Source organism: Flaviaestuariibacter amylovorans (genome assembly GCF_039541815.1).
In the GTDB taxonomy this organism is placed as follows: domain Bacteria; phylum Bacteroidota; class Bacteroidia; order Chitinophagales; family Chitinophagaceae; genus Flavisolibacter; species Flavisolibacter amylovorans.
The window spans coordinates 52,602-72,874 of record NZ_BAABGY010000015.1 but is presented as its reverse complement, the minus strand read 5'-3'; the positions used below and the strand labels follow the sequence as shown (position 1 = coordinate 72,874).

Here is a 20,273-nt window from a genome sequence, read left to right as displayed (position 1 = left end):
CCACCCGGCCGGGCAGGCAGGCGGGCGCCCGCAGGTTTTGTTGATCCTTGCTTCCCCGCCCGGAGGCGGCCGTTCAACGGTATTGCTTTTGCAACGGTTGTCGTTGTCCGTAGTCGCGGGCTACGGACCGCATCATTTAAACCGGATGAGGTATGGCGTTCTTGCGGCGGCTTCCGCCTTATGTGTGGCTGGCATTGATCTACCTGGGGTTCAGCACCGCCTGGATCCTCCTGACCGACCGGTGGGTGGGGCGCTGGGCCGGCGGTCCCGCGGCGTATGCTACGTTGCAGCAGCTCAAAGGCCTCCTCTTCGTGGGCTGCTCCACGATCCTGCTCTTCGTAACGGCGCGGCGCCTGTACCGCCACCTCGCCGACCGCAATACCGAAAAGCGCGACCTCCTGCGCCGCTACCGCGCCCTGCACCGGGCCCTTCGCGAGGGCATCGCCGACCACAACTTCGCCACCGGCCAGACCGTCATCAACGAGGAGCTGCAGCAGTTCACCGGGGCGCCCGGCCTGCTGCTGACCGACTTCCCCGCCTTTTTCTTCCGCCGCCTCCACCCCGACGACCGCGACCGCATCGAGGCGCAATTCAACGATTACCTCGAGCGGGCAGGCGCGCTGTGGCAGGCCGAATTCCGCTACGGCACCGAGGGCGCCTGGCGCGATATGATCGGGCGCGCCTGCGTGCTCCGCGAAGAAGGCAGTACGCAACCCCAGCACCTCGTGCTGGCCCTGCAGGACGTGACCGAGGAGCGGGCCATGCAGGCGCGCTACTACCAGCAGCAGATCGCCTTCCGGCAGGAGCAGGGCCGCACGGTGGTGGCGGCCCAGGAGCAGGAGCGCGAGCGCTGGGCGCAGGAGCTGCACGACAACGTGTGCCAGCTGCTCACCGTGGCGCGCCTCTCGATCGACCAGTTGCAGCCGGCGCCGGCCGACGCCCCCTTCGTAGACAAGGCCAAGGCCATGGTGACGCGCTCGCTCAACGAGATCCGCCAGCTCTCGGCCACCATCAAGCCACCCGAGTTCGGCGCCGACACGCTCCGGGAAGCGCTCGAGGGCCTCGCCGCCGACGTGCAGCGCTTCCGGTCGTTCCAGTTTACGTTGACGATGTCGGCCGATGCCGAGGCGCTGCTCGATGCCGGGCATAAGCTGCTGGTGTACCGCGTCGTGCAGGAGCAGCTGAATAATATCGTGAAGTATGCCGGGGCCCGGCAGGTGCGGGTAACACTCACGGTAGCCGAACCTCAGGTACAACTGGAAGTGGCCGACGACGGGCAGGGCTTCGACCCCGCGCACGTGCGCACCGGCATCGGCCTGCGCAACATCCGTAGCCGCCTCCAGCTCTATGCGGGCACCCTCGTGGTGGATGCTGCCCCGGGAAAAGGCTGTGTGCTGCGGGCGCAGTTCCAGGCCCATCCCCCGGCCCCTTCTCAAGGGGAAGCGGAGTCTGGGTTCCCTTATATTTTGGGGTACTCTTAACCGGAGGGAACTTGCGGAGCGGTTTACGGTTGCCGCCGCTTGCTGTTTCATTAACAAATGGAGGAAGTGCGCCAGACGAAATGCCTGTGGCACCACTCGGTCCAGGGCAATCGAGAATGTAAGGGAACTTTAGCTCCCCTTCCCCTTGGGAAGGGGCTGGGGGATGGGTTGCTCCCCTCTCCTTAGGAGAGGGGCCGGGGGTGAGGTTAGGGAAGGGGCTGGGGGATGGGTTCCTTCCACAGCACCGAATTGCCCGTGCGGAATTCGTTCTGCTCCCAGAGCTTGTTGCCGGGATCGAGGATCCACTTGTCGTCGACGTAGAACTTGTAGCGGTGCTTGCCGGGATGCAGGTGGAGGGCGAGCACCCAGTCGTCGCCCTCGCGGCGGAGGGGCAGGCTTTGTTTGTTCCAGCCGTTGAAATCGCCGCCGATCGCCACGTTTTTGGCCGCAGCGTAGCCCTTGAGGCGGAAGGTGTGGTTGGGCGCCACCACGAGCACCGAGTTGCCCTTGCCGTTGCCGCCCGTGTTGAGCGGGTTGGCGGGGTCGGCGATCCACCTGCCGTCGACGATGAACTTGTATTCGTAGGTGCCGCCGCCGAGCACGAAGGGCAGCGTCCAGCCGGTAGCAGTACGGGTCAGGAAGATCTCGTTGCCGCGCCAGCCGTTGAAGTTGCCGGCGAGGGCCACCGCCTTCGCGTTGGGGAAGCCGGCGAGGTTGAAGTGCACCGGCTTGCCGTTGCGCAGTACCGAGTTGAAGCCGCTGTGGCCGTCGGGCATGCGGTCGGGGTTGGCGGGGTCGTGGAGCCACTGCCCGTCGACCACGAACTTATACAGGTGCGTGCCTTCGCCGAGGTACACGGGCAGGATCCAGCCGCCGGCATAGCGGTGCAGCGCGAGCGCATCCTTGCGCCAGTTGTTGAAGGAGCCGGCAAGGAACACGCTACGTGCGCCTGCATGACCTTCGAGGCGGAACACCCGGTTCGGGCGGAAGTAAACGGAATTGGTGTTGCCGCGGCCGTCGTTCTCCTGCTGCAGGTTGTCGGCGTCGACCTGCCAGCCGCCGTCGACGATGAACTTGTACCAGTATTTGCCGGGGGCGAGGCGGACCTGTGCGATCCAGCCGGAGTCGACCTTCTGCATGCGGAGGGCGCCGTTCTGCCAGTCGGTGAAGGAGCCCGCGAGGAGCACATTGCCGGCGCGCGTTTGTCCGCGGAGGTAGAAGGTGACGAGCGAGTCGCGGTTGGTAAAGGGGGCTTTGTTGCGGAAGCGGTTGGCGCCGAAGGAGCTTACGGGCACCGGCTCGGGCGGGGCCGCGGTGAGGTGCAGGCGCTGCGCGGGGTCGCCGATGTCGGCGCCGGCAAAGAGGGGGCGGTAAAGGATGACCTCCTTCGCGTTGTTGCGCTCCACTACCCAGCCACGGCGGCGCAGCGAGTCCTGCATGTTGCGCTTCAGGAAGGCGTCGAGGGCGAGGTCTTCGAGGCCGTACTTCTCGATGAAGGCGAAGAGGGCGGGTGGCGCCATGTCCTTGCGCAGCTCGATGTACATCCGCTGGTCGCGCACCGTGCACTGGCCCGGCGGGTCCTGGGCATACCCATGGAACACCGCCACACTCAGCAGGAGTGTGAGCAGGAGGCGCAGCCAGGAGGCGGCCGGTGATATGGGATGCGTCATTTCCATAAATACATCTTCCTCGTCACAAAGTTAAAGCCCATACGCCGTGGTGCGAAGGCGTCAAAGCTTAGGATACCGTTAATACAACTCATATCGGCGAAGCAGGTGTGCTCGAGGCTCGAGATGAGCACGGGCAGGGCGCTGAGCTGTTGCGATCCCACCTTCATCTGTGCCAGCGTACCGTAGAAGGCTTCCGTTTTGCGGGCGCCGGCGCCGTTGAGCAGTACGCGCCGGTTGATCTGCACCTGCGCGAAGATCGAGTTGGGCAGGCGGCTGTCGAGCACGCTCGACTCGGCGCCGGAGTCCATCACGAACTGCAGCTTCTTGCCGCCGATCTCCGTGTTCAGGAGGATGAAGTTCTCCTTGAGCTCGATGGGAAACTCGACGTAGGAAGGGGCGGCGCTGAGGGTCTGGGACGTGTACAGGACGCTTTCGCGGCGGCGTACCCGGTGAATATACAGCAGGTTGTGCTCGTAATCGATGAGCAGCTCGCAGTCGCGGAAGAGGCTCATCCCCAGGAGGCCGAGGATGCGCACGCCTTTCGTGTTCTCGAGGTGACCGAGGTTGCCGAGGTCGGCGTCCTGGCGGCGGTACTCGAGGTCGCCGAGGCGCAGGTTGCCGAGGGTGATGCGCTGCAGGGCGCCGGTGCTGCCGGTGGCCCCGGCCCCTTCCAGGTCAACGAGGGTGGCGGGGTAGTCGCGGAAGTAGGTGCTGTTGAGCAGCACCTGCGCGGCGCCGGTGTCGAAGATGAAGTTGCCCTCGATGGTATCGGCCGTGGCCTGCACGAGCATCAGGTTGCCGACGCGGTTGAAGGGAATGACGGTGGCGGTGGAGTCGGGGTGAAAGAGGATGCGGGGCAGCACGGGTCGCTTTGGCCCGATGCGGTGATGTCCTTTGTGTGCCCGCTGCGGGCGGCCGGGCGCGCCGGTATCGCACCAGGCGGTGCCCGTTGCTCCGAGGAGCAGCAGGGCCAGCAGCAAGATATGGCGGCGCAGGGAGGGCATTGGTTTCGTTCGACGACGAAGCTAGGCTCCCCGTTACACGAGCGCTTGCCGTTTATCCTTTTTAGAGCTTTTTAACGCACGAACTGTGAATAGGAGGGATAGGTTGAGAAAGGTTTAGGAGGTTTAGGGGTTTAGAAGGTTGGGGTAGGCGACGCATTCGGGTGCGACTCCAAAAACAATCGAAGGGCGCTTTTGTAGCAATCCCTGCTTTCCACCCAATCATTATACTTCCTATGGCACCTCAAACCAACGTTCTAAACCTTCTAAACCCTCTAAACCTAACCTAGACTGTCTCCACTACTGTCGCCTTCGTTTTCGGTGCGATCTGTTTGGCCACGCGCTGTGCGATGCGCTGCATGAAGAAGATGCAGAGCCCCATCATGGCGATACACAGCCAGCCGAGCGTGTCGAAGTGATGGATGCGGCCCGAGGGCTCCTGCACGATCACCCAGCCGGCGATGACGGAAGCGATGCCGCCCGCGATCTGCTGCAGCGAGGAGTTGATGCTCATGAAGGCGCCGCGGTCGGAGGGAGTAGGGATCGCCGTCATGAGGGCCTGCCCGGGTATGGCGCGCGACATCACGCCCGCGAACATCAGCACCGAAACGGCAATCACGAAGCCGAGCGCCATCGGTGTCATATGTGTGTAGATGCCCACCATCAGCATGGCGAGCAGCGAGCCGCCGAGGAAGGTCGGAAACTTACCCACGCGGTCGGCGAGGCGCCCGATGAGGGGCAGCGTCACCAGCGAGAAGCAGCCCACCACCACGTACACCACCGGCAGCTTCGCCTGCGTCACGCCTACGTTGTTGATCAGAAAAGGTGTGGAGAACGGCATGATGAGGAAGCCGCCGATAGACAGCAGCGCCGTGGCGGCGAAGGGCAGCCAGTAGGGCCGGTTGCCGATCGTGCGGCGCAGGTGCGTGAGCGGGTTGCCGGCGGAGCGGTCGGGGTGCGGCGGCAGGGGGCGCAGCACGGCCGCGCAGAATACCGTGGCCAGTACGCATACACCCACGATCATGAGGAAGGGCGCATGCCAGTCCCAGGCGTTGGCGAGCCAGAGCCCGATGGGGATGCCCGCCACCTGGCTCACGGCAAAGGACATCTGCACGAAGCCCATCACGCGGCCGCGCTGGTCGTAGGCGAAGAGGTCGGCGATGATGGCAAATGAGACTGAGGAAAGCACGCCGCCGAACAGCCCGGTGACGATGCGCGCGGCCACCAGCAGCGGGTAGGTGGCGGCGAGGCCGCAGCCAAGGGTGCCGAGGGTAAAGCCGATGTAGAGGAAGAGGAGCAGCTTCTTGCGGTCGAACTTGTCGGCGAAGCCTGCGGCGAGGAGCCCGGACATGCCCGCGCTGAACGCATAGGCCGACACCGCGAAGGCGAACTCGGTGGCCTTCAGCTTCATCGATTTCATCATGAGGTCGCCGAGCGGAGCCATCACCATGAAGTCGAGCACCACGGTGAACTGGATGAGGGCGAGCAGGGCGATGACACGCTTTTGATAGGCGGTCAGTTTATGTGTTTGCATGGGTGTTTGGTTGGGGAGCGGTGAGCAGGTGAACAAGTGAACAGGGAATAACGAATATCGAACAAGGAATATCGAACACAGAATAACGAATGCAGGTCAGCAAATGGGCAGCCTGCCGGGGCCTTACTTCCTTGTTCCGTGTTCCCTGTTCTTTGTTCCACTGTTCTTCTAATCCGGCAGCTCCTCGCATTCGCAGCCGGCCTCCTGCACGAGGCGGATGATCTCTTCAGAAAGCGTGCCGGGTAGCACCACTACGCGGAGCACCTGGTCCACGTCGTGGCGGTCCACATTCCATTTCCGCACGGCCGGGTGGGCGTCGAGCAGTGGCTGCACGAGGCGGAGCTGCGCGTCCTCCCCGAGGTTGGTGCGGAACACCCGGATGTCCGCGGGATTATCGATCGTTCGCATGATGCGTTTGTTTTATCGTTCGTCAATTGGTTCGATTCCGCTAAAGCCCAACGGGCAATTCCCCAAAACCTCCAAAACCTCCAAAACCTTTTTTACGGCGCGAGCGCCTTCAATACAAGTTTGAGCGCCCCGTTCATCGCGGCATCCGTGAGGGTGAACGGCTCGCCACCCGGAAAGCGCGTGCCGTCGTGGTGGAACTTCAGCAGCTGGTAGAGGGGCGCATAGGCCACCGACCAGTACACCTCGATCGGGAGCTTCACGCATTCCTTGCGCCGCACGGCGTTACGCACGAAGGCCCACATCGCATCCGTGAACTCGGTGCCGAGGAACTTCATCGCTTTTTCGTGGTAGGGCGAGTGCCGCATGCGCTCCATGAACTCGGCCTCCACGGGATGCTCGAGAAAAAAGCGCGCGCGGTTGCGCCACTGGATGCGCAACCCCTCGGCGAAGGGCAGCGCGGGGTCGAAGCCTTCGAGCATGGCCGCCGTCATCCGCGCCGTTTCCTCGCGGCAGAGCGACAGCAGCAGGTCCTCGCGGTCTTTGTAGTAGATGTAGATGGTGGCCACCGAGACTCCTACGGAGCGGGCCAGCTTGTGCATGCTGAGTCCGTCGAAGCCCTCCTTTACGATGAGGGCCATCGCCTCCAGGCGGATCGCCTGCGTCTTCGCTTCGTCGCGGGTGCGCATGGAGCGAAGATAAGTGAACGTTTGTTCACTTATAGGGGTTTTGCGTACTGTTCTCCATTAGCGCCCGGCGCGGTATCTTCATGGGCAACCCTCACCCGCCGCTATGCACCTCCTCCGCTCCGCCCTCGCGCTGCTTCTGCTGGCCTCCTGTGCCGACACGGAGAAAAAATCCCCGGCACCGGAAGCGGCCCAGGCACCGCCCGCCGACTCTATCCGACACTTTACGCCGGACAATTACCCCGTGACCAACGGCATGCTCGACGATACGAGCAGCAACAACTCCTCCTACCCGCGCAGGAGCGGGGCGCTGCATTCGTCGGACAAGGCCTGGTTCGCCAACGACAGCCTCGGCCAGGCGCTGGTGTTCGAGCTGTACACCGACAAGCACCGGTTGGCTACCTATCATTTTTATTCCACCGACATGCCGGAAGGGCTGCTCCGAAGCCTTGAGTTGCATAATGCCGACAATGACCTGGCGCCGCTGCCGGAGAAGCGGGCTTCGTTGCCCGGCTTCATCAAGGGAGCCCTGCGCATCGGGGCCGAGTACTTCGTGTCGGACAAGGGCTTCCGCCTCGGCGACGACAAGCAGAAATTCATCAAGGTCTACGACACACCCGATTCCATCGCCCGCGAGGGCGCCCTCGATGTGCTGCACTGGCGTTTCGAAGGAGATGCGCTATACGACGGGAAAACGGAACTGAGGGGAAGACCGCTCGCGAAGGACAGCTACGGCCACCAGGTCACCGCCTACTTCCGGAACGACAAGCTCGTAGGCTTGCTGCTGTATAACGATATTCCCTAGAGTTCATTTGAGTTACTACGGTTCACTGGAATGACATTGAAATCGTCCGCAAGCGGCCATGGGAACGCGGCGGCGCAACGGCGCGACGAATAAATACAGTTAATTTCTCGGACATGCCACTTCGCTGTGCCGCTTCTCGCTCCTGCCGAGGCGGGACAAGGAAGGCCGCTTCGGCCTCCGCGCCATAGGCTTCGGCCGACGGCGTGCAGCCTCGCCGTCGGCTGCAACCATTATGCCCTCCATCTCCCCGTGTTTCGGACGCTCCCCGGCGCCGTTAGCAGGGACATTCTCCGGGGTACACTCCTGAATGGATAAAGCGAATCGCGTCCTCCTTTTACAGGTGCGCTGCTGTGCCGGTGGCCGCGGTCCTGCTTTCCGCCGGATGCACGGGGGAGCGGCTCCTTACGCAAAAAGCCCCGGCAGGGCCGGGGCTTTTTGCGCGGGTGAGGGCTTCGGTCACTGCACGGCAGGGAGCTGCGCATAGATAGCGTCGCGCATGGCCGTCAGTTGCAGCAGGCGCTCCTGCTTCCGGGCCAGCTGGCCTTTCAGCGAAGCGATCTTATTGTCCTGCTCGCCTACGTTCTCGTTGGCAGAGCGTGCACGCTTCGCCTCGCGGTAGGCTTTCCGGGAATCACGTCTTGCCTGCTTCGCGTCCTTGATGTCGTTGCCGGTGGCGGCTTTATCGGCCTGCACGCTGCTATGGGCCGCGGCGTCGTGGGCGCTGCCATCGGCCTTCTCAGCCTTGCCCCGGTAACCCGGCAGGTTGTTCTGTGCGATCGTAAGCTTCGCTGTAAGACTGGCGATGTCGTTGTTCACGTCGGTGAGCTCCTTGTTCAGCTTTACCGTGTCGGCGGCCGTCTTATACACCTGCGCACCCGCGGGGAGGGAGATCAGTACGAGGAGGAAAAAGAGGGCCGTGTAGATTGTATGTTTCATAATGTATTCGTTTACGGATGTCCGGTGGGGGGCAGGTGAACAGGGAGGGCTGCCCTTGTCGGGGGTGCCGCCGGTCTTTGTTCTTTCAGTAATGGTATCCAGGGAAAGCTGCCGTTGAAGAGGTGCCGTTGAAGAAGGGAAAGCGCGGCGGGAGGGAGCTTTGAGTGAATACCTGTAAGGTACGTCATTAAAACCGTAACCCTGCTTTTCTTATTCGAAAGACGCAGGTGTGCCTGCCGCAGGCAACGGCTATTGCTGCAGGCAGCTGGTCGAATGAATACAGAGCCGAAGCGGGCACCGATTCCGTCCAAAAGAAAAGCGCAGCCTGTTGGCCGCGCTTTTTTGGGTCGTTGCGATGATCCGTATTACTTCAGTCCGAGCCGTGCTTTTTCCTCTGCAATGAGCTTGCGGTAGCGCGCCGCCACTTCGGCCGGTTGCGTCACGCCATTGATGATCAGCTTATCGTCGTCGAAGGAGATGGAGGTGGTCTTCCCTTCCTTGATGAGGCCTTCCGCAACCATCTTGTCGTGTACCGTGCGGTGCACCTGGGCCTCGCGCTCGTGGATGCGCGCCATGGCCTCGTGCTCTTTGGCAAGGCGCTGGTGCTCTTTGTTGCGCAGCTCGTGCACCTCCACCGTCTTCTGGTGCTCGCGCATCATGGCCTCATGCTCCTTCGCTGTGCGTGCATGATCGGCCATCGTCCGCTCGTGCTCCGCACGGGTAGCGTCGTGCTCCCTGCGCTCTTTTTCGAGGGTAGCGGCATCGGCGTGGAGGTCAACCACCTGCTGCTTCAGCTCCGCGGCCTTTGTTCGCATTTCCTCGGCCTTCACCCGCATGCGGTCGGCTTCTTTCTCCAGATCGATGGCGCGCCGGCGGTGTCTGCTGGCCTCCGCCTCCGCCTTGCGCGAATCGGTCAGCACTTTGCGGAAGAGCGACTCGTAGCCACTGAGCTTGTCGGCCGGAACCTGCGTTCCGTCGATCGAGAGCCCGGTCAGCTTGTCTTCCTTCATCTCGAAACGGTAGGTCTTGTTACCATCGCTGTACTGTATTTGCCCGGTGCGCTTGCCGCTGGTGTCGGCTCCGCCGGGTGCGAGCGGGGGAGCGATGGGTACCGTGTCGGTCACGATTGCCGCTGCGGGTTTCGGATCGGGCTGCTGTTGCTGGTAGAAGGCGCTGCCAACGAGCGTGATGGCCAGGAGGCCGGCGAGGAGCGTGGTCTTTTCCATGGTGTTCAATGTTTTGTTTTGATGATGAATAAGGCGTTTGATACGGTCGAGGAGGGGCATGTCGCGGTCGGCGAAAGCGAGTGCCCCGAGCGGCGTGGCGTGGTGTTCCTGGAAGGCCACGAGGGCGTTGATGTAGCTGCGGGTGTTGCCGGAATGCTGCACGGCGAGGTCGTCGCAGCAGTGCTCGCGCTCGGTGCGCAGGAGGCGCGAGAGCCACAGCACCGCGGGGTTGAAGAAGAAGAGCAGCTCGGCGGCATGCTGCAACCCGTTTACGAGGTGGTCGCGGCGGCGCAGGTGCGCGAGCTCGTGCAGCAGGATGGCCTCCACGCTCTCGGACGGCAGCCCGCTGAAGAAGCCGGCCGGCACCAGCAGCACGGGCTTCAGGTAGCCCACGATCATCGGCACCCGCGCGAGTCCCGACTCGAACAGCGGAACAGGGCCACGCAGCCCGATGCGGCCGCAAAGCTCCTCCAGGCGCGCCTCCCACTGCGGCGCCACGGGCGCCAGCGCCCGGCTGCGGAGGACGTGCAGCGACCGGTAATCATAGGCCAAGCGAAACGCGCGGAGGGCAAACAGGAGCGCCCAGGCCCCCAGCAGCAGTGCGGCGTTCCGGTCGATGAAGGCCGCCGTGGAAGCTGCCCAGGAGCTGTAAAAAGACGGCCCGGCGGCGGGTCCTTCATAGGCCGCTGCAAGCGGCTGCACGGGTGCTTCGGTTGCGGGGCCCGATTCAGGGCTGCCGTAGTAATACAGGAACACGGCTGCGGTGGCAAGCAGGAACGAGGCGCCTACGGCGAGCAGGGCATTGTAGCGCAGGGCCGGCGGGCGGCTGCGCGTGGCGGCCACCACGGCGCCCGCAAGGGCTGCGGCCAGCAGGCCGAGCGGCAGTGAGTACACAAGCGTCCAGAGCAGCGCGCGGAGCAGGGTGTCCGACAGAAACGGTGTGTTCATGATGATCGCATTACGGGTTATTTGCCTTCATCGAGCTTGCGCAGGAATTCCTTGATCTCCTGCAGCTCCTTCTTCGATGTTTTCTTGTTGCCCAGCAGCTGCAGCACGAGGTTGCTGCGCGAGCCGTTGAACATGGTGTCGATCATGCGGTCGAGCAGCTGGCTCTTCGTTTTCTGCTCTTCCACGGCGGGCCGGTACACGTGCTTCATCGAGCTGTCGTCGCGGAGCAGGAGGCCTTTGTCGTGCATGATCTGCATCAGCTTCAGCGTGGAGCTGTACTGCACCTCGCGCTTTTCCTCGTTGAGCGTGTCGTTCACGAAGCGCACCGTGGAAGGGCCGTGCTGCCACAGTACCTGCAGGATCTCGAGCTCCGATTTGGTAGGCTCCGTACCGCGGTTGGAAGTGGACTTTTCTTTCATGTTGTAAACCTAGGAAAAAATTCGTACGTTTTGTCTTCTACGTTGGATTTTAGTGCCGGACGGCTCCATCCGGGGGCGGAACGGTGGAGCGGGGATTATGAGCGGAGCCGGCTCATCCATGACCGGGGTGCGGTGCGGATGCGCCCGTTCCTGCGCCCGAATTCATATAATGTTAATATGGCCGCAGGCCCATATTGGCGCGGGATCAGCGAACTTTAGATCGTAAACGCAGGGCTGCGGCCCCCGCGGCCCGGCGTTCCTGAAAAAACTATGGATACACGATTATGGAACGACCTCTTATCATTCAATTTTGACGAGCCTGCGGGCGAGTACACCTTCTCCTTGCGCCTCGCCCAGGAGCAATGCTGGAGCAAAGCCTTCACCGAACGCGCGCTACTCGAGTATAGAAAGTTCATGTACCTGGCAGCTACGTCCGACTCGATGGTTTCGCCGTCGGAGATCGTGGATGCCGTTTGGCACCAGCACCTGATTTACACTTCCTCCTACCAGCAGTTCTGCGCACTCCTGGGCAAGCCCATCCAGCACGTGCCCTCCACCCACAGCCGTCAGGATGCCCTGCGCTTCCGGAAGGCAAGGGAATACACCACGCAGCGGTACACGGAGGTTTTTGGTCCGCAGCCGGCCGTGATCTGGGAGTACCCCGACATGCTCGCGCCGCTTCACCTCAGTAAGGCGCGCTTCCCGATCCGCGCGCTACTCCCGATCCTTGTAGTTCTACTGGTGCTGCTGGCCTTCCCGCTCTTCTCCCTGCTCCGTCCCGTCTACGAGGAGATCGGTAACCCGGGTTTCCTGGAGTACTACCTGGTAGCGGCAATCGCCGCTGCGGGCGGCCTTGAGCTGTGGAACCGGTATCGCCTCCGCCGCCTGGTAGCCGGCTTTCATCCCGACGCCTTCGTTTTTCATCTCCATATCGAGGAGCTCGTCTACCTGAAGCGGCGAAAGCTCTCCGCCGTCGTTGCGGGCACCGTAGGCGAGTTGGTAGACCGCGGCGGGGTGATCATCAACGACGACCGGACGGTGCGGGCAGCCGAGGGGAGTGGTAGCACGCCGGAACAGGAACAGGCGCTCCGTACGCTGCGGGAAAGGGGCAGTTCCTTTTATGCGCCCTACCAGCGCGAGCTCCAGCAGAAGCCCGTATTCTGGAATATAGCCCATTCGATGAGCGCCTTCCGCAAGCACGTAGCCCGCTCGGGGGAGTTTGCCGCCCTGTTCTTTACCAACTTCGGGGTGCTGGCGCTCCTGCTGCTGTGGGGCGTCTTAAGGCTTGCCACAGGCATCTCCCGCGAGCTGCCGGTGGAGCAGCTGGGCCTGGTGCTGGTATTGCTCCTGGCGTTCACGATCTTCTACCTGCTCCGGCTACCGCGCCTGTGCAGTACGGTCACAATCCCGCAGCTATACCACGCGCGGCCGCGCACTGAATACGCAGAAGGTGTCAGCGATTGGCAGTGGCGCTACTTCCTCTTCGGCACCGCCGTCCTCTCGGTCTCCTTCCTGCCGCTCGTGCAGTTCGTAGACCGGCACTCCGCCACGATGGTGGGCGGCTGTGGCTCTTCGTGCGGCTCTTCGTGCGGTTCGTCCTGTGGTGGTGGCTGCGGCGGCTGCGGAGGCGGCGACTAACGCCTGTTGGTCCGGATACCGTTCTTCTTTTTTTACGGCGGCGGATGGTTCCCCCCCGACCTTCGTGCAAAGTCTACTGCATGAACTGGATCATATTGATCATCGCCGGCCTGTTTGAAGTGGCCTTTGCCTCCTGCCTTGGCAAGGCCAAGGAAGCTACGGGCACTGCTGTGTACTGGTGGTACGCCGGCTTTCTCGTTTCGCTCACGATCAGCATGCTCGGCCTCGTAAAGGCGGCGCAAACACTGCCGATCGGGACGGCCTACGCCGTATGGACGGGCATCGGAGCGGTAGGCACTGCGCTTGTAGGAATACTGGTATTCAAGGATCCCGCGCACTTCTGGCGGATCTTCTTCCTGTCCACGCTCATCGGCTCCATCATCGGGCTGAAGGCAGTGTCGCACGGAGGGAGGGATGTTTGAGTTAAACGATCAATAGGAAAGGGTAAAAAGGTCGGCCGCAGGCGGCCTCGATGCGCAACGGCGCAACGGCGCGACGTAGGAAAACAATCTGTTCGTTCTACTTTTCGTCGTGCCTCCCAAAGCTTCGGGAGTGCCGTCGTGCCGTCGTGACAGGGGCATCAGCCCCGCTCCTGCGCTTGCGCGGTCCGATGAGCCCTGATCGAATAAGTCAAACAGCTTCTGAGGGGAGGGAGGAATGCAAGGCAGAAAGGGCCTTCGATCCGGGCCACAGGGCTGCCGATCGCTTCCCGGTTGCGCTGCGGGCGGCGCAGGGCCACAAGGGCGGATACGTTGCCCGTTTTTTGCTATCTTCAAAAAAAAGAATCACCATGGCGCCCTATTCAGTGACCGAGCTGGCAATTATTGCGCTTATCGCCTTCATCGTGATAAGCGGCACCGCACGGATGCTGAAGCGCGTGTTCCGGCGCTGATTCCGGTGTATGTGACCGGCGCCTCCGCATTGATCCCGGAGCCCCTGATTCAGGAGCCACTTCCAACTTTTTCCCCATGTCCATCACCAAAGAAGCCGAGCTGATCGGTATGAAAAAGGCCAGCGAGGCCGTTGCCCTTACCCTGAAAGAAATGAGCGCCTACGCCCGCCCGGGCATGAGCACCAAGGAGCTCGACGACTATGGCGCGCGGCTGCTCGCCGGCTTTGGAGCGCGCTCCGCGCCTGCGCTCGCCTACCGGTTCCCGGGCTGCGCCTGCATCAGCGTCAACCAGGAATTCTGCCACGGCATTCCCTCCGCTGCCCGGATCCTGAAGGAGGGCGACCTGATCAACATCGACGTATCGGCGGAGCTCGATGGGTTCTGGTCCGACAATGGAGGCTCCTTTGTGCTGGGCAGCGACCTGCACGGGCACGGGCCACTCATCGACGCATCCAGGGCGATCCTGCAGCAGGCCATCGGCGCCATCCGCGGCGGGGTGCGCATCGCCGACGTGGGACACCTCATGGAAACCGAGGCAAAGAAGCGCGGCTACAAGGTGATCCGTAACCTTACGGGACACGGCATCGGCAGGCAGCTCCACGAAGAGCCGGCCGAGATCGCCAACTACCGCGACCGCACCAACTTCGCACGCTTCCGGAAAAATACGGTGGTGGCCATCGAAACCTTCATCGCCACCGCATCCACCTATGCCGAAACGCTGGGCGACGGATGGACGATGGTAGGCAACCGCGGCGGCTTCATGGCGCAGCACGAACATACCATCCTGGTCACCGATGCAGCCCCGATCATCCTTACGGAAAAGAACGGGATCTGGGGCTGAGCGGCACCCTCCGGGCCCTTCAATGCACAAATCCGTAGGAATACGGTCGGTCCTTCTCTTCCAAAACCTGGTTTATGAAATTCAGAGCATTCCTGCTGCTGCCCTTTATCGCCGCCTGCCGGTCGGAGGAGAAGCTGCCCTTCGATTACGATACCCCCATCGCCGCAACCGTATATAGTGCCCAGATGAAGTACCTCGACAATACCTTGTCGAACTATTCAAGGATCACGGACACCGGACGCGACCTCTATGACCGGAGCCTGGTGCTGGACAGCGTGGCGCAGGTCTTCAAAGGCCGGCTGAAGCAGGGCGGAAAGATCGCGCCGGAGGAGCTGGCGGCTTTCTATGCCCCCTATGAGGGGCTGTTCGTGGGCAACGACCTGATCAACGCAGACGCGTTCCGCGAGCTGAAGGCCTTGCCGGTACGCACCGCTTCCGACGTGGACCTCCTGCGGTTGTATGTGAAGAACAATTTCGTGTGCATCCTCCTCAACAACAAGCTGCTGCCCTATAATACCTGGAGCACGATGGCCGCGGCTGCGCGTTGGAAGGTGGGCCCGGGCGAGTCTTTCAAGGTAGCGCTGGCGCCCACCGCCTGGAGCAGCGCCCGCCCGCACGAGTGGTTCCTCGTGCACGATGTGGAAGCTCCGCTCAGCAAGGCGAACATCATCGACACGCTGACCCCCGACAATATGGGCACCGTGCATTTTGACACGACCACGCTTGCCAAGGGGGAACACGTGCTGCACTTCCTGTGCCGGATGACGGCCACCGGTGCCTCTGAGCAGGTGTTGAGCCGGTCGGTAACGTTCGTGGTGGAATAGGCGCGGGTCCGTAGAATTACGGTCTTGCCCATTGGATCTGCGGCCGCGCAGCAACGGCTCCGATCCGGTGATAGGTGTAGATGAAGATGCCGAAGGGGATGAGGCCGGTGAGCTGGCGCACGAGGTCCCAGCGCGCCCAGGTGTGGAGCATGGAGGCGAGCTCCCCGTCGGAGAGTTGCGTTTGCGGATGGCCCATGTGGGTGAGGAGGAAGGGCGCGAAGTACAGGAAGGTGCTGCCCATGATCAGGAGAAAGAACAGGTTCGCGGTGTAGAACAGCTTCTTGTTGGGCACGTCGGCCTTGATGCCGGTGACCACGAGCACCAGCCACAGCACGCTCATCAGCGGGCTCAGGATCGGGAAGTAGTTGATGCCCCAGTGGCCGTAGTTCCTGAACATCGTAATGTCTTTTTCCCAGAAGGGCACGATCGAGATCGTCTGGTAGAGGGCGCCACCGACCACGAGGCCCATTACGATGAGAAAGGGCAGGTAGGTAAAGCGGAAGATGCGGTTCATCATAGATTGTCGTTTAACGGAAGCAAAACTATTCCGCACTGGCAGCTGCACTTTGCCAAAGCAGATGAATTGCCAATCCATCGTCATGTGTCCGACATTATTCCTGCACAGTTGCTCCGTCTGCACTGCGGCGCATTTGCTTATTCGAAGCGCGGAACGGCACGATCGCCTCTTTTTATCTGCTGCTGGAAACCGGATGGGGCGAGCGCCGCAGGCTCCCTATCTCTCACCTCGACCGTGGCTACGCAGGCATCGCTGCCGCCATCGACCGCTATTCGGCCGATTACACGATCGCGTACGAAGGGACCGATGAACCGGCCTGGCCGGGATGGCATGCTTTTGCTTCCTCCACCGGTATGCTCACGCTATTTCCTGTTGATCCGGAATATCCCGAGGGCTTCGTGTATGAAGAAGGCTTTATCAGCGCTGCCGAAGAGGCCAAGCTGCTTGAGGTTGTGCGTGCCCTTCCCCTGCAGACCTTCACCTTCCAGGGATACGAGGCGAAGCGGCGGATCGCCTCCTATGGCTACGACTACAGCTTCGAGGAGGGACGCCTGAAGCGGGGTGCCGACATCCCTGAGCCGTTTCATCCACTCGTGGCCCAGGTGGCCCGGCGGATTGGCAAGGCTCCGGAGGCCCTCGTAGAACTACTGGTGACCGAGTATCCGCCGGGCGCCGTCATCAATTGGCACCGCGACGCGCCGCCTTTCGGGCTCATTGCGGGCATCTCGCTCGGCACCGACTGCACCTTCCGCCTCCGGCCCTACGAGAAAGCCCTGCAGGTGCGCGCCGCCACCCGCAGCCTCACCGTGCGCCGGCGCTCGCTCTACGTCATGGATGGTTCCGCCCGCTCCGAATGGCAGCACAGCATCGCCGCGGTGAAGCAAACGCGGTATTCGATCACGCTGCGCACGCTGAAGTAATGTGCTAATGGGTTAATGTGCTGATGTGCTGATTGGGGTCGCTTCCCTTTGAACAGTCCTTCCAACATCGGGCGGCCTATTAAACAATACACATTCAGGGTACATCGTAGTGTGCAAACCCAGTGGCCGCCCTTTCAGGCGGAGCATCTCAACATTGGGATAACCATTAGCACATTACCCCATTAGCACATCAGCACATTCTTCATGCTTCCCCCATCATCAGTCCTTCGATGGTATGGGCTTGTACGATGGGCTCCAGCGTTTCCACGATGCGGCAGGTGAGGTGCCGGCGCACGGCCTCGGGGAGGCTGTCGTAATAGGGGCGGGTAACCTGCAGGTCGTGGCGCTCCGCGTTGATGGCCCCGGGCGCGTCCACTCCGAGTACGAGGGCGGGGCGGGCCTTGTTGGAGTTGTTGGCCGTGCCGCGGTGAATGGTGAGGGCCGAGCGGGCGGAGATGTCGCCCATTTGCGGCATCCGGCGCGACGCGCGCTGCTCGTAGCGCGGGTACAGCTCCTTTGGCGGGAACATGCCGTGCTCGAAGCCATCGGGTAGGTCCCACTGCGTGCCCGGCGCGATCTCGAAAGGGCCCATCTCGTCGGTTACGTCCACGGTCGTGAGGTTGAAGGCAAGCGAGTTGAGGCGGCGTCCCTCGATGGTGTCGGGTGGCGCGGGGAAGTCGCGGTGCCAGGGTTGGTGCACGGCGCCGGGGTTGGGCACGTCGAAGCCGATCTCCACTACCTTGTATTCCGGGCCAAGCACGGCTTCACAAACGGCCACTACCCAGGGATGCGATACGAGGTCAAGGAAGCCGCGGATGTCCTCGGGGTGTATTTCTACGTAATGGCGTTTGGGTCCGCGGCCCACCGTACCGCCGGGGCGTTTCAGGGCGTTTTCATAAGCCGCGAGCACATCCTCGTGCAGCCGGGCCGCCCATGCGCGGGAGAAGGCGCCTTTGAGCGCGATCATGCCCTCGCCGTAGAGCCCGCCCATAATGGTCGCTACATCGTAGTGGTGCGCTAGCTTTTGCTGGGGTTGCACCACCGGCAGTGGAGATTCCATAGGCATGTCGTTTCCGTTTCTTCCCGCAACCTTGGTGCCGAGACCTCTCCCCCGGCCCCTCTCCGGGGGAGAGGGGTGACTCAAGTTGAAGTGAACTTATCTATGTCGCTTTCAATTTGCTCGAAGAGTCGCAGTAAACCAGGCACCTGGGCAGCATGCTGTCGCGCGATTAAAAGGAGAAGCCCCGATATCTTCGATGTCGGGGCTTTATAATGATGAATCTTCCGCTTTAGGAATGACAGCTACCGTAGTGCCGTCCCGCAGAGTCACCCCTCACCCCCGGAGAGGGGCCGGGGGTGAGGTCAAAAAAGGGCCCCGGTAAAAACCAGGGCCCGTCCAGGGTGTTCTTCAATATATTAGACGCTTAATAGCGGCCATCTCGTTTATCGCCTGCGCGTCCGATACCGTAACCGGCACCGGCACCCAGAATACCACCGATCACGGCACCGGCAGCACGGTTCTTCTTGTTGATGATGGCACCACCGGCAGCACCGGCTACACCACCGATCACGGCGCCTTTAGCAGCCTTGCTCCAGCCCCGCTTAGCAGGAGCGGAAGCGGTGTTCGAGGAGCTCGAGTTCATCGTGCCACCCGAGGAGGAGCCACCGGAATAAGAGCGGCTGCTCGAACGGCGGGCGCTGCTCGTGGAGCGGCGGGTGCTGGTGCTCGTAGTAGGCGCATAGGCCTGCGGAGCGGCGACGCCGGGGTTCATCATGGCCTGGTTGCCATTCATCATGTTCTGGGTGGCCATCAGCTCATTCTGAGCCTTCCAGGCCTGGTATTGGGCAAGACCGGCCGTATCCGGCAGGGTCGTTGTCGTTGTGGTCGTGGTCGTAGTCGGGGCCGGCGTCGTGTTACAGGCGGCCATCACCGATACGAGTGCGATTGCGGAAAGTAGCTTTTTCATAGCATTACGTTTTATCAGGTGAAACACGAAGGTTGCTCTGTTACCCCTCCATAATACAAAAGCATGCCAGAGTCGCGCAAATGCATAGAAAATGTTGAGCTTGCTATTGGACATTATGATTTTCAACGCTTTAGATAAACAGTTTTTTAACGCTCGTTCCCCAATCCGGCTCCCCGGTTGCTCTACAGTCGCACGTTTGCAAACCCGGCCGTGGCGACTCATTTACCCGCCTGGCAATATCCTGATCTTTTCCGTCCTTAACCCACGGAGTTCACGAGGTTTTGCCTGGCTCCCGGCAGTGCGTCCTCATTACCAAAAGAGAAAAGGGTCGCTTCGCAGCCACCCTTTTCCGGAAGTAAGGCCCGTCCCAAAACGACCCATTACTAATCACAAGTAGACAAATAGACGCTCTCCTTACCAGCTGCGGCCGAAGACACGCTGCAGCAGCGGCGTGGTACGGGCGGAAGCGTTGTTGCGGATCTCTGCTTCTTTCTCGGCCATCTTCCGGAACATGGCGTCGCGTACGGCAATGGCCATCAGGTTGGAGAGGTCGAGGTTAAGGCGGCTGCCGAGGCCGGTGTTCTTGATCGGCTTCGTGAGGTCGTCCCACATGGTGTTGAGCTTATACTCGGCGAGTGCGGTCTCCATCACCGGGCGCAGCGCCGTCAGGAGCTGGCTGGAGGTCTGGCTCTTGAGGTACTCGGTAGCCGAGGAGCCGCCGCCTTTTACGAGGGACATGGCATCGCTGAGGCGCATACCCGTGATGGCACCAGCAAATACAGGCACGGAGCGCTCCACCGAGGCGGTAGCAGCAGTGCTGAGCGTTGTGGTGAACTTATCGAGGTCTTTCGAAAGGCCGAGGTCGTTGGCGGTGTTGAGGACCTTGGCCACCTGCTCGGGAAACACGGTATTGATGATGTTCTGCTTGGCGAAGGCATTACCCCGGACGCCGCCCTCGGTGCCGAACTGCAGGAGCTGGCGGATGGCGTCGGCGGCATCCTGCTCGGTAAGGGTATAGTTGGCCAGGCGCGAGGAGCTGCACGACCAGGCGAAGGGCAGCATCAGGAGGGCAAGGAGCGGAAGGAAAAGTTTTTTCATGTGTTTGAGGTTTTAAGCGACCGGGTACGGTCGATCAAAAGACGGGAAAAAGGCCCCCGGGTTTTCTGTCGGTTTGTTAAAATCAATACCTGTCCGCACCGGCGGGTGCGTGGAGGCGTAGCCGTTAGTACAGGCGCACGGCCGGCCGGAAAGCCTGACAGCGCGGGCTGCAGGCGATCCGGTAACGGCGGTTGCGGGGCCCTTAGCCCATCTGGCTGCCGGCCTCGGTGCGGAGGTCGTCGAGTGTTTCGGAGGCCTTGCCCAGCAGGTCTTCGGCCTTTTTCTTCAGGTCGCCGAGGGTTTCGTTCATTTTCTCGGGGTTGATGGCATAGGCCACCACGCCGGCCACGGCAGCACAAACGAGTGCGCCCAGGAGGATCTTCTTCATGGGAAATCAATTTGCGGCATCTATTCAATCCGTGTGCCGCGGTTCCGCGCAGCGGAACAGTTTGAAGTTTGGCGTTC

At 61.8% G+C, this 20,273-nt stretch carries 20 protein-coding genes; 7 read left to right on the top strand and 13 right to left on the bottom strand.

What is annotated here, in order from left to right:
• Window positions 1-152: 152 nt before the first annotated feature.
• Window positions 153-1,481, top strand: a complete 1,329-nt coding sequence (locus tag ABD937_RS19945) for a PAS domain-containing sensor histidine kinase (protein ID WP_345257677.1) — start codon at window positions 153-155, stop codon at window positions 1,479-1,481.
• A gap of 206 nt (window positions 1,482-1,687) precedes the next feature.
• On the opposite strand, the gene ABD937_RS19940 is transcribed toward ABD937_RS19945, so the two are convergent.
• From ABD937_RS19940 to ABD937_RS19920, 5 genes are all read right to left on the bottom strand, one after another.
• Window positions 1,688-3,151, bottom strand: a complete 1,464-nt coding sequence (locus tag ABD937_RS19940; protein WP_345257676.1) for a glycogen-binding domain-containing protein — start codon at window positions 3,149-3,151, stop codon at window positions 1,688-1,690.
• Window positions 3,148-4,155: a retroviral-like aspartic protease family protein gene (locus tag ABD937_RS19935; RefSeq protein ID WP_345257675.1), complete on the bottom strand. Its 1,008-nt coding sequence runs from the start codon at window positions 4,153-4,155 to the stop codon at window positions 3,148-3,150. The genes ABD937_RS19940 and ABD937_RS19935 overlap by 4 nt, the downstream gene beginning before the upstream one ends.
• Before the next feature lie 283 nt (window positions 4,156-4,438).
• Entirely contained in the window at window positions 4,439-5,686 is a 1,248-nt protein-coding gene (locus ABD937_RS19930; RefSeq protein ID WP_345257674.1) for an MFS transporter, read from the bottom strand.
• Between the two features lie 168 nt (window positions 5,687-5,854).
• A complete protein-coding gene (locus tag ABD937_RS19925) occupies window positions 5,855-6,094 on the bottom strand; it encodes a hypothetical protein (RefSeq protein WP_345257673.1) in 240 nt (79 codons plus the stop codon).
• Between the two features lie 92 nt (window positions 6,095-6,186).
• Entirely contained in the window at window positions 6,187-6,780 is a 594-nt protein-coding gene (locus ABD937_RS19920) for a TetR/AcrR family transcriptional regulator (protein ID WP_345257671.1), read from the bottom strand.
• Between the two features lie 103 nt (window positions 6,781-6,883).
• On the opposite strand from ABD937_RS19920, the gene ABD937_RS19915 reads away from it, so the two are divergent.
• Window positions 6,884-7,582, top strand: a complete 699-nt coding sequence (locus tag ABD937_RS19915; protein ID WP_345257670.1) for a hypothetical protein — start codon at window positions 6,884-6,886, stop codon at window positions 7,580-7,582.
• A 456-nt stretch (window positions 7,583-8,038) separates the two neighbouring features.
• Here ABD937_RS19915 and ABD937_RS19910 read toward each other — a convergent pair whose 3' ends face one another.
• The 3 genes from ABD937_RS19910 to ABD937_RS19900 form a co-directional block, all read right to left on the bottom strand.
• Entirely contained in the window at window positions 8,039-8,518 is a 480-nt protein-coding gene (locus ABD937_RS19910) for a hypothetical protein (protein WP_345257669.1), read from the bottom strand.
• Window positions 8,519-8,883: 365 nt separating this feature from the next.
• Window positions 8,884-10,692, bottom strand: a complete 1,809-nt coding sequence (locus ABD937_RS19905) for a M56 family metallopeptidase (protein ID WP_345257668.1) — start codon at window positions 10,690-10,692, stop codon at window positions 8,884-8,886.
• Window positions 10,693-10,709: 17 nt separating this feature from the next.
• A complete protein-coding gene (locus ABD937_RS19900) occupies window positions 10,710-11,111 on the bottom strand; it encodes a BlaI/MecI/CopY family transcriptional regulator (RefSeq protein ID WP_345257667.1) in 402 nt (133 codons plus the stop codon).
• 270 nt (window positions 11,112-11,381) lie between these two features.
• On the opposite strand from ABD937_RS19900, the gene ABD937_RS19895 reads away from it, so the two are divergent.
• From ABD937_RS19895 to ABD937_RS19880, 4 genes are all read left to right on the top strand, one after another.
• On the top strand, window positions 11,382-12,749 hold the full coding sequence (locus tag ABD937_RS19895; RefSeq protein ID WP_345257666.1) for a glycine-rich domain-containing protein: 1,368 nt from the start codon (window positions 11,382-11,384) through the stop codon (window positions 12,747-12,749).
• 80 nt (window positions 12,750-12,829) lie between these two features.
• On the top strand, window positions 12,830-13,171 hold the full coding sequence (locus tag ABD937_RS19890; RefSeq protein WP_345257665.1) for a DMT family transporter: 342 nt from the start codon (window positions 12,830-12,832) through the stop codon (window positions 13,169-13,171).
• A 546-nt stretch (window positions 13,172-13,717) separates the two neighbouring features.
• The gene (gene map / locus ABD937_RS19885) at window positions 13,718-14,482 is read left to right on the top strand and encodes a type I methionyl aminopeptidase (protein WP_345257664.1); all 765 of its coding nucleotides are present in this window, start codon (window positions 13,718-13,720) and stop codon (window positions 14,480-14,482) included.
• 74 nt (window positions 14,483-14,556) lie between these two features.
• A complete protein-coding gene (locus ABD937_RS19880; protein ID WP_345257662.1) occupies window positions 14,557-15,306 on the top strand; it encodes a hypothetical protein in 750 nt (249 codons plus the stop codon).
• A 16-nt stretch (window positions 15,307-15,322) separates the two neighbouring features.
• On the opposite strand, the gene ABD937_RS19875 is transcribed toward ABD937_RS19880, so the two are convergent.
• Entirely contained in the window at window positions 15,323-15,823 is a 501-nt protein-coding gene (locus tag ABD937_RS19875) for a hypothetical protein (protein ID WP_345257661.1), read from the bottom strand.
• A 353-nt stretch (window positions 15,824-16,176) separates the two neighbouring features.
• Between ABD937_RS19875 and ABD937_RS19870 the strand changes: the two genes are divergently transcribed.
• Window positions 16,177-16,743, top strand: coding sequence for an alpha-ketoglutarate-dependent dioxygenase AlkB (locus ABD937_RS19870; RefSeq protein WP_345257660.1), 567 nt, complete (start codon window positions 16,177-16,179; stop codon window positions 16,741-16,743).
• Window positions 16,744-16,945: 202 nt separating this feature from the next.
• On the opposite strand, the gene ABD937_RS19865 is transcribed toward ABD937_RS19870, so the two are convergent.
• From ABD937_RS19865 to ABD937_RS19850, 4 genes are all read right to left on the bottom strand, one after another.
• Complete coding sequence (locus tag ABD937_RS19865; RefSeq protein ID WP_345257659.1) at window positions 16,946-17,803, bottom strand: phytanoyl-CoA dioxygenase family protein; 858 nt, start codon at window positions 17,801-17,803, stop codon at window positions 16,946-16,948.
• Window positions 17,804-18,167: 364 nt separating this feature from the next.
• Window positions 18,168-18,710, bottom strand: coding sequence for a glycine zipper domain-containing protein (locus tag ABD937_RS19860; RefSeq protein ID WP_345257658.1), 543 nt, complete (start codon window positions 18,708-18,710; stop codon window positions 18,168-18,170).
• A 414-nt stretch (window positions 18,711-19,124) separates the two neighbouring features.
• On the bottom strand, window positions 19,125-19,808 hold the full coding sequence (locus ABD937_RS19855; protein ID WP_345257656.1) for a DUF4197 domain-containing protein: 684 nt from the start codon (window positions 19,806-19,808) through the stop codon (window positions 19,125-19,127).
• A gap of 202 nt (window positions 19,809-20,010) precedes the next feature.
• Window positions 20,011-20,196, bottom strand: coding sequence for a hypothetical protein (locus ABD937_RS19850; protein WP_345257655.1), 186 nt, complete (start codon window positions 20,194-20,196; stop codon window positions 20,011-20,013).
• Window positions 20,197-20,273 lie beyond the last annotated feature (77 nt).